8 protein-coding genes are annotated in these 8,291 nt (G+C 70.0%); 6 read left to right on the top strand and 2 right to left on the bottom strand.

Features of this window, described 5'->3' with window-relative positions:
• Nucleotides 1-160 precede the first annotated feature (160 nt).
• The 4 genes from murI to RT309_RS11940 all read left to right on the top strand — a co-directional run bounded on the left by murI (nt 161) and on the right by RT309_RS11940 (nt 3,495).
• Nucleotides 161-1,030: a glutamate racemase gene (gene murI / locus RT309_RS11955; protein ID WP_313357332.1), complete on the top strand. Its 870-nt coding sequence runs from the start codon at nt 161-163 to the stop codon at nt 1,028-1,030.
• 84 nt (nt 1,031-1,114) lie between these two features.
• Entirely contained in the window at nt 1,115-1,897 is a 783-nt protein-coding gene (gene rph, locus RT309_RS11950) for a ribonuclease PH (RefSeq protein ID WP_313357331.1), read from the top strand.
• The gene (gene rdgB / locus RT309_RS11945; protein WP_313357329.1) at nt 1,894-2,484 is read left to right on the top strand and encodes an RdgB/HAM1 family non-canonical purine NTP pyrophosphatase; all 591 of its coding nucleotides are present in this window, start codon (nt 1,894-1,896) and stop codon (nt 2,482-2,484) included. The genes rph and rdgB overlap by 4 nt, the downstream gene beginning before the upstream one ends.
• A 90-nt stretch (nt 2,485-2,574) precedes the next feature.
• Complete coding sequence (locus RT309_RS11940) at nt 2,575-3,495, top strand: cation diffusion facilitator family transporter (protein ID WP_313357327.1); 921 nt, start codon at nt 2,575-2,577, stop codon at nt 3,493-3,495.
• A gap of 6 nt (nt 3,496-3,501) precedes the next feature.
• On the opposite strand, the gene RT309_RS11935 is transcribed toward RT309_RS11940, so the two are convergent.
• Entirely contained in the window at nt 3,502-5,940 is a 2,439-nt protein-coding gene (locus RT309_RS11935) for an ATP-dependent DNA ligase (protein WP_313357325.1), read from the bottom strand.
• Between the two features lie 67 nt (nt 5,941-6,007).
• Here RT309_RS11935 and RT309_RS11930 point away from each other — a divergent pair, with 67 nt between their 5' ends.
• A complete protein-coding gene (locus tag RT309_RS11930; RefSeq protein WP_313357323.1) occupies nt 6,008-6,970 on the top strand; it encodes a Ku protein in 963 nt (320 codons plus the stop codon).
• A 13-nt stretch (nt 6,971-6,983) separates the two neighbouring features.
• Here the strand turns inward: RT309_RS11930 and RT309_RS11925 are convergent, their stop codons facing one another.
• Nucleotides 6,984-7,760: a VTT domain-containing protein gene (locus RT309_RS11925; RefSeq protein WP_313357321.1), complete on the bottom strand. Its 777-nt coding sequence runs from the start codon at nt 7,758-7,760 to the stop codon at nt 6,984-6,986.
• A gap of 118 nt (nt 7,761-7,878) precedes the next feature.
• Here RT309_RS11925 and RT309_RS11920 point away from each other — a divergent pair.
• Nucleotides 7,879-8,291, top strand: a 413-nt coding sequence (locus tag RT309_RS11920) for an alcohol dehydrogenase catalytic domain-containing protein (protein ID WP_313357319.1), incomplete at its 3' end; no start/stop codon positions are given.

The raw sequence follows: 8,291 nt of genomic DNA, 5'->3' as shown, positions 1-8,291 counted from the left end.
ATCCGATCTGCCGCACCGGCCGTCGTCGCGGTGAACGTCGGCCTGCCCGCCGAGTGCGGAGGGGCTCTGATCTCGTCGCCGGCCGCGAGCCTGCTCGCCGCCCGAGCCGCCCGCCGCGCCATGCTGAGCCGCTGAGTCGCGCCGAGTAGGCTTGGGCACCATGAACGACGCGCCCATCGGCATCTTCGACTCCGGCGTCGGGGGACTCACGGTGGCCAGGGCGATCCGCGCGCAGCTGCCGCAGGAATCGCTCGTGTACATCGGCGACACGGCGCACTCGCCGTACGGGCCGAAGCCGATCGCAGACGTCAGGCGATACAGCATCGAAGTGCTCGACACGCTCGTCGAGCAGGGCGTGAAGATGCTCGTGATCGCGTGCAACACGGCATCCGCCGCCGTGCTGCGTGACGCCCGTGAACGGTACGACGTGCCCGTCGTCGAGGTCATCGGCCCGGCCGTGCGCCGCGCCGTCTCGACGACGCGCAACGGACGCGTCGGAGTGATCGGCACGGTCGGCACGATCGGGTCGCGCGCGTACCAGGACATGCTCGAGGTGAACGAGCGCCTCGAGGTGTTCACCGCCGCCTGCCCCCGCTTCGTCGAGTTCGTCGAGGCCGGCATCACCGGCTCGCCGGAGGTGCTGGCCGTGGCCGAGGAGTACCTCGCTCCGCTGCGGGATGCCCAGGTCGACACCCTCGTGCTCGGATGCACGCACTACCCGTTCCTGCGCGGTGCGATCAGCTACGTGATGGGCCAGGGCGTCTCGCTCGTCTCGAGCGACGACGAGACCGCCGCCGACGTCTACCGTCAGCTCGTGAAGCACGGCCGGCTCGCCTCGCAGGGCGCCGTCGCCAGCTACGTGTACGAGGCGACCGGCGACTCGGCCGAGGACTTCACCGCCCTCGCGAACCGCCTGATGGGTCACGAGGTGCGCGACGTGCAGCTCGTGCAGACCGGCGTGATCGACCTGCCCTACCTGCTCGACGCCGAGGCCGACGAGGTCGCTCGCGACGGCGTCGGCCGCCCCTGAACCGGTCGCCCCGACCACCCTGACCCGTTCACTCCTGAACAGCTCCGCCCGAATCACTGAGCCGTACCGCTCCGAGAGGACACCATGACCGACATCGTCCGCGCCGACGGGCGCAGCACCGACCAGCTCCGCGAGATCACGATCGAACGCGGTTGGTCGGCCCACGCCGAGGGCTCGGCGCTGATCAGCTTCGGCGGCACCAGGGTGCTGTGCACCGCATCGTTCACCAACGGCGTGCCGCGCTGGCTGACCGGCAAGGGCAAGGGATGGGTGACCGCCGAATACGCGATGCTGCCCCGCGCCACCAACTCGCGCAACGACCGCGAGAGCGTGAAGGGTCGCATCGGCGGCCGCACCCACGAGATCTCGCGGCTCATCGGGCGCGCGCTGCGCGCCGTGGTCGACACGAAGGCGCTGGGCGAGAACACGATCGTCATCGACTGCGACGTGCTGCAGGCCGACGGCGGCACCCGCACCGCGGCGATCACCGGTGCGTACGTCGCGCTCGCCGACGCCATCGAGTGGGGCCGCGAGAAGAAGTTCATCGGCCGCAACTCGAAGCCGCTGCTCGACACCGTCGCCGCCGTGTCGGTGGGCATCATCGACGGCGAGCCGATGCTCGACCTCGCCTACGTCGAGGACGTGCGTGCCGAGACCGACATGAACATCGTCGTCACCGGCCGGGGGCTGTTCGTCGAGGTGCAGGGCACCGCCGAGGGCGCGCCCTTCGACAAGCGCGAGCTCGACGCCCTGCTCGACCTCGGCGTCTCGGGCTGCGCGTCGCTGCAGCAGCACCAGTTGGCGGCGCTGGGCGAGGGCCCTTCGGCAGGCTCAGGGGCCCAGGAGAGCTCAGGGGCCACGCAGTGAGGGTCGTCCTCGCCACGCACAACGCGCACAAGGTCGCGGAGTTCCAGCAGATCGTCGCTGCCACCCGCCCCGACCTCGAGGTGATCGGCTACGACGGGCCCGAGCCGATCGAGGACGGCGTGACCTTCGCAGAGAACGCGCTCATCAAAGCGCGCGCGGCGTTCGCACACACGGGTCTGCCGGCTCTCGCCGACGACTCCGGCATCTGCGTCGACGTGCTCGGCGGATCTCCCGGCGTGTTCTCGGCCTACTGGGCGGGGCAGAAGAAGGATGCCATGGCGAACCTCGAGCTGCTGCTCGATCAGCTCCGCGACGTCGCCGACCCGCATCGCAGCGCGCAGTTCCACTCCACCATCGCGCTGGTCACCGCCGACGGCGAGCACACCGTCGAGGGGATCTGGCCCGGGCGCCTGGCGCACCGGGCATCCGGAACCGGCGGATTCGGCTACGACCCGATCTTCATCCCCGACGGGCAGGACCCGGCAGCCGAGCGCTCGGTCGGCGAGTTCACCGATGCCGAGAAGCAGGCGCAGTCGCACCGGGCCCGCGCGTTCCAGGCCTTCATCCCGCTGCTCGCCGCGCTGTAGGGCCGCGGCCGCCGGCAATTGAGAAGCATTACCGTTCCCGAGTAGCGGGAACACGCCTCGGGCGATGACGACCCGGCCTAGCCTTGAAGCATGCATGATCACGCACCCGCTGCAGGGGGAATCCGCGACGCCGGACACCGGCGCCTGCTGGCGATCTCGCTGACGCTCACCGCCACCGTCATGGTGGTGCAGGTGATCGGCGCGCTCCTGTCGGGTTCGCTGGCGCTGCTCGCCGACGCCGCCCACATGTTCACCGACTCGTCGGCTCTGATCATCGCCCTGATCGCCACCGCGGTCGCCGCGCGACCCGCCGACGACCGGCGCACGTTCGGCTACCAGCGCGCCGAGGTGTTCGGTGCGCTGATCAACGCGATCATCCTCATCGCGCTCTCGGTCGTGGTCGCCGTGCAGGGCATCGAGCGGCTGCTCGACCCCGGCGAGACGGAGGTGGCGGGCCCGCTCATGCTCACCGTCGCGGTCATCGGCATGGTCGCCAACGCCATCGCGCTGTGGGTGCTCAGCCGCGCGCAGAAGACGAGCATCAACGTGCGCGGTGCGTACCTCGAGGTGATGGGCGACCTGATCGGCTCGGCGATGGTCATCGTCGCCGCCATCGTGATCGTGACCACCGGGTGGATGCCCGCCGACGCGATCGCGTCGCTGCTGATCGCCGTGCTGATCCTGCCACGCGCGGTCTCGCTGCTGCGTGAGGTGTTCTCGGTGCTCGCCGAGTCGGCGCCGCAGGGCATGGCGGTCGGCGAGATCCGCAAGCATCTCATGGTGTACTCGGGCGTCGTCGACGTGCACGACGTGCACGTGTGGCAGCTGACCCGCGGCGCCCCCGTGTTCACCGCGCACGTGAAGGTGGATCCGGCCGTGCTCGCGTCCGGCGGGGCGTCGCGTCTGCTGCAGGATCTGCAGGGCTGCCTCGCACACCACTTCGACGTCGAGCACTCCACCTTTCAGCTGGAGCCCGCCGATCACGACGAGTGCGAGGCCGCGCACGCGTGAACCCGCTCAGTCTTCGACGCGCACCTCGTCGGGGGATTTGTCTGGCCGCAGCCCGCGCCAGCGGGAGTGACGCAGGATGCCTCCGGGCGACCAGTTCGCGAACTCGACCTCGCCGACCAGCTGCGGCCGCACCCACAGTGCGTCCGCAGCGTCGGGCGCGGGAACCTGCAGGGGCGCCTCCGTCACCCGCAGCGGGTCGAGCTGTGTGGCGAGGTCGCGCAGCATCCGGTCGGTGAATCCGGTGCCCACCCGGCCGACGTAGCGCAGCCCGCCGTCGTTCTCGGGGGAGGGGACGGCGAGCAGCAGCGACCCGATGCCGCTGCGGCGGTTTCCCTGGCCGGGGCGGATGCCCACGATGACGACCTCCTGCGCGTGCGTCTGCTTGAGCTTCAGCCAGGAGCCCGACCGCCGGCCTGGTCGGTACCGGGAGTCGGGGTCTTTGGCCACGACGCCCTCGAGACCGTACTGCCGACTCGCATCGAGCGCCGCGTCGAGGTCGTCGAACACGGGCGGCACCTGCACGGGCGCGTCGAGGTCGGCCGCGAGCTGTTCGAGCAGCTCCCGTCTCTGACGCAGCGGCATGCCCGTGAGGTCGTGCCCGTCGAGGCGCAGCAGATCGAAGAGCATGTAGACGACCGGCGTGCGCACGACCTCGCGTTCGATCTCGCGACCCTTGGTCAGGTGCATCCGATTCTGCAGGCGAGCGAAGCTCGGTCGGCCGTCACGGTCGAAGGCGACGATCTCGCCGTCGACCACCGCCTCGGCGGCCGGCAGATGCGGGGCTCCGTCGGCGGTGAGCTCGGGGTAGCGGGCCGTGATGTCGGTGCCGCTCCGGGCGCGCAGGGTGAACCGGCCGGTGCCGTCGTCGCCGCGCTTCCAGGTGCCGACGGCGCGGATGCCGTCCCACTTGATCTCGGCCCACGACGGGTCGCTGAGCGAGCGCGCGAGACCGGGTGTGCCGGACTCGGAGAGCATGGGCGGGATGAACGACGGCACGGGACCTGGGCCGGCGCTCTTCCCGGGTCGACGAGGGGAGCGGCGACCCGGATCAGGATGCGTGTCCGCATCCTTCATGCGGTGCAGCAGCCACTGCGACTTCTCGCCCTCGCCGCTCGTGCGGATGAGGGCGAGTCGCGCTGATCCGAGCCTGCCGCCGGTCTGCCCGGTGAAGGTGCCGATCACCTCGTCGTCGCGCCACTTCTCGAGCGAGACGGTGCCGGTGTCCCACACCGTCATGGAGCCCGCCCCGTATTCGCCTGCCGGGATCTCGCCCTCGAAGGTGAGGTACTCGAGCGGGTGGGGCTCGGTCATCACCGCGAGGTGATTGCGGTCGGCGGTGTCGGGCACGCCTTTCGGCACGGCCCAGCTGATCAGCACTCCGTCGCGCTCGATCCGCAGGTCGTAGTGCAGCCGGCTGGCGTGATGCTCCTGGATCACGAACCGCGGGGCTCCACCCGATCCCGAATATGCCGTGCGCGGCATGGGCTCGGGCGTCTTCGCGGCGTCGCGTTTCGCGAGGTACGGGGCGAGCGCCGTACTGGCCGGTGCGAGGTCGGCGAGCGGATCGATGCGGGCCTGCATCCGCTCGAGGACCTCGTGCAGTTCGAGGTGCCGCAGATCCGGGTCGTCGAGCTCGTCCCAGGTGCGCGGAGTCGCGACCCAGGGCCTGGCGCGACCGCGCAGCGAGTACGGCGCGATGGTCGTCTTCGACGCGCTGTTCTGACTCCAGTCGATGAACACCCTGCCGCCGCGCTGCGACTTCGCCATGACGTGCGTGGCGAGGTCGGGATGGTCGGCCTCGATCAGCCGCGCGAGCTCCTTCGCCACCGCCGAGACGTCGTCGCTCGACTGCAGACCGGTGCCGTCGTCGGTGGTGGGCAGGCGGGCGTAGAGATGGATGCCCTTGCTGCCGCTCGTGACCGGCATCGGCTCCAGCCCCATCCCGCTCAGGATGCCGCGGGCGATCCGGGCGACCTCGGCGCACTGCGCCAGCCCCGCACCGGGACCGGGGTCGAGATCGAGCACCATCCGGTCGGGCATCCCGCGCCCGCCGGAGTGCGTGAAGCGCCACTGCGGCACGTGCAGCTCGAGAGCGGCGATCTGCGCGAACCACACCAGCGAGGCGACGTCGTCGGCGAGCGGGTACTCCTTCGGTCCGTCGGAGTGCTCGATCGGCATCCGCCTGATCCACTCCGGAGCACCCCGCTCGATCTGCTTGGTGAAGAAGCTCTCGGCCGGGGAGTCGGCCGTGCCGACGCCGTCGACCCACCTCTTGCGGGTGACCGGGCGTCCGCGCATGTGCGGCAGCATGAGCGGCGCGATCTGCGAGTAGTACGCGATCACCTCGCCCTTGGTCGTGCCCGTCTCGGGGTAGACGACCTTGTCGAGGTTGGTGATGCGCAGGCGACGGCCGTCGATCTGCACGACCTGCTCGCCGGATGCCATGGGGCCAGGGTAGTGGGCATCCGCAACCCCCTCGCCGCGGACGGGCCGCCTGGTGTTCACTGTTGACATGAGAAGCATCTGGAAGGGTGCCCTGACCTTCGGACTCGTGAACGTCCCGGTGAAGGTGTACTCCGCGACCGAGGACCACGACGTGCCGCTGCATCAGGTGCACCACGAGGACGGCGGGCGCATCCGCTACCAGCGCGTCTGCGAGATCGACGGGCAGCCCGTCGAGTACGCCGACATCGACCGCGCCTACGTCGACGACGGGCAGACGATCGTGCTCACCAAAGACGACCTGGCCTCCCTCCCGGCCGAGAGGAGCCGCGAGATCGACGTCGTCGAATTCGTGCCCCGCGAGCAGGTCGACCTCCTGACCCTCGATCGGGCCTACTACCTCGAACCCGACTCGAAGTCGGCCAAGGCGTACGTGCTGCTGCGCAAGACCCTCGAGCAGACCGACCGCACCGCGATCGTGCGCTTCACCCTGCGGCAGAAGACGAGACTCGCCGCCCTGCGCGTGCGCGGCGACGTGCTCGTGCTGCAGACGCTGCTGTGGGCCGACGAGGTGCGCGAAGCCGCGTTCCCCGCCCTCGACGAAGACGTGAAGATCAGCACGAAGGAGCTCGAGATGTCAGCCGCGCTCGTCGAGAGCTACTCGAGCGACTTCGACCCCGAAGAGTACGTCGACGAGTACCAGAAAGAGCTGCGCACCCTCATCGAGGCGAAGATCGAGGCGGGCGAGGGCTTCGACGCGGCCACGACCTTCGGCGATGAGGGCACGGCCGAGAAGGGCGGCGAGGTCATCGACCTCATGGAGGCGCTGCGCGCCAGCGTCGAACGCACCAAGGCGGCCAGGAAGGGCAGCACGGCGGCGGATGCCGACGATGACGACTCCGACGATGACGACGCCGACGACAAGCCCGCGTCGACGCGGAAAAAGGCGGCGACGAAGAAGGCGGCGACGAAGAAGGGGACGCCGAAGAAGCCGGCGCAGAAGAAGGCGGCGGCGAAGAAGAAGGCGGGCTGAGCCCACCGGAGCGTCAGCGCGTGCCGTCGCCGTCGAGGTCGGGTGCGCGGTCGAACACCTCGGGATCGAGCCGGAGGGCGTTCGCCTCTGCGGCGTCGGTGTCGACGTCCTCACCGGCAGAGGCGGCCTTCTTGGCCTTGTGCCGCTCGACGAGGTAGTGCCAGAGGGTCACGATCGCGGTGCCGCCGACGGCGAGCAGCAGGATGACGTCGATATAGTCCACGACGAGGTCGCGGATCCACGGGATGTAGGCGATGACGTAGCCGAACATCGTCAGGCCGAAGCCCCACAGCAGCGCGCCGATGAGGTTGAACAGCGAGTACCGCTTCCACGGCATGTGACCCACGCCGGCGGCGACCGGGGCGAAGGTGCGCACGATCGGCACGAACCGCGCGAGCACGATGGTGAGGCCCCCGAAGCGCTCGAAGAACGCGTTGGTGCGCTCGACGTTCTTCACGCTGAACAGACCGGATTCCTTGCGCTCGAACACGGCGGGACCGCCCTTGTGGCCGATCAGGTAGCCGACCTCACCACCGACGAACGCGGCGAGGGCGATCAGCAGCGACACCGCCCAGATGTTCACACCGAAGATGTCGCTGGTGTGCGTGAGCAGTCCGGAGATCACGAGCAGCGTGTCACCGGGCAGCAGGAAGCCCACGAGCAGACCGGTCTCGGCGAACACGATGAAGCAGACCACCGCGAGCGCCCAGGCGCCCGCGCCCTCGATGATGTTCGCGGGGTCGAGCCACGGGATCAGCGCAGTCGGCGCCTGCAGTGCGATCTGAAGCAAGAGAGGTCCCGTCTGAATGTCCGGCGGATGACGACGCGGCGACGGCCGCGGGCCGATTCTATCCCTCAGTCGCGTCGATTCTGTGGGATAACCTGTGCGGTCGAGGGGGACGAGGAACATGGCCGAGATGATGCGCGCCTTTGCACGGGGCGCGGACCCCGCGGATGCGGCGATGATCGGGCACGCGCTCGTGCCGGTGCCCGAGATCGACGCCGATGAGCTGCTGGTGCGCGTGCAGGCCGTCGGCGTCGGCGCGCATGACGCCGTCTTCCTGCCGCACGAGGGCGTGCGCCCGTATCCCATCGGGATGGAGGGCGCGGGCGTCATCGCGCAGGTCGGCGCCGCGGTGAGCGGATACTCGGTCGGAGATCGGATCGCGTTCGTCAGCCAGATGCATCCGAAGGGCGGCACCTGGGCCGAGTACGCCGTCGTGCGCCCCGCTGATCTGATCCTCCGGATCCCGGCCGGGATGACCGCGGCACAGGCGGCCGCCGTGCCGGTCGCCGGCGGCACGGCGATGCGCGCGCTCGC

The sequence above is a fragment of the Microbacterium sp. genome (assembly GCF_032084865.1).
Classification (GTDB): domain Bacteria; phylum Actinomycetota; class Actinomycetes; order Actinomycetales; family Microbacteriaceae; genus Microbacterium.
This window is presented reverse-complemented; position numbering and strand designations above follow the sequence as displayed.

What these genes read in the sequence shown, in the direction of transcription:
- murI (WP_313357332.1), top strand. Translation starts at nt 161, where the DNA reads ATGAACGACGCGCCCATCGGCATCTTCGACTCCGGCGTCGGGGGACTC.
- RT309_RS11940 (WP_313357327.1), top strand. Translation starts at nt 2,575, where the DNA reads ATGCATGATCACGCACCCGCTGCAGGGGGAATCCGCGACGCCGGACAC.
- RT309_RS11930 (WP_313357323.1), top strand. Translation starts at nt 6,008, where the DNA reads ATGAGAAGCATCTGGAAGGGTGCCCTGACCTTCGGACTCGTGAACGTC.
- RT309_RS11935 (WP_313357325.1), bottom strand. Translation starts at nt 5,940, where the DNA reads ATGGCATCCGGCGAGCAGGTCGTGCAGATCGACGGCCGTCGCCTGCGC.
- rph (WP_313357331.1), top strand. Translation starts at nt 1,115, where the DNA reads ATGACCGACATCGTCCGCGCCGACGGGCGCAGCACCGACCAGCTCCGC.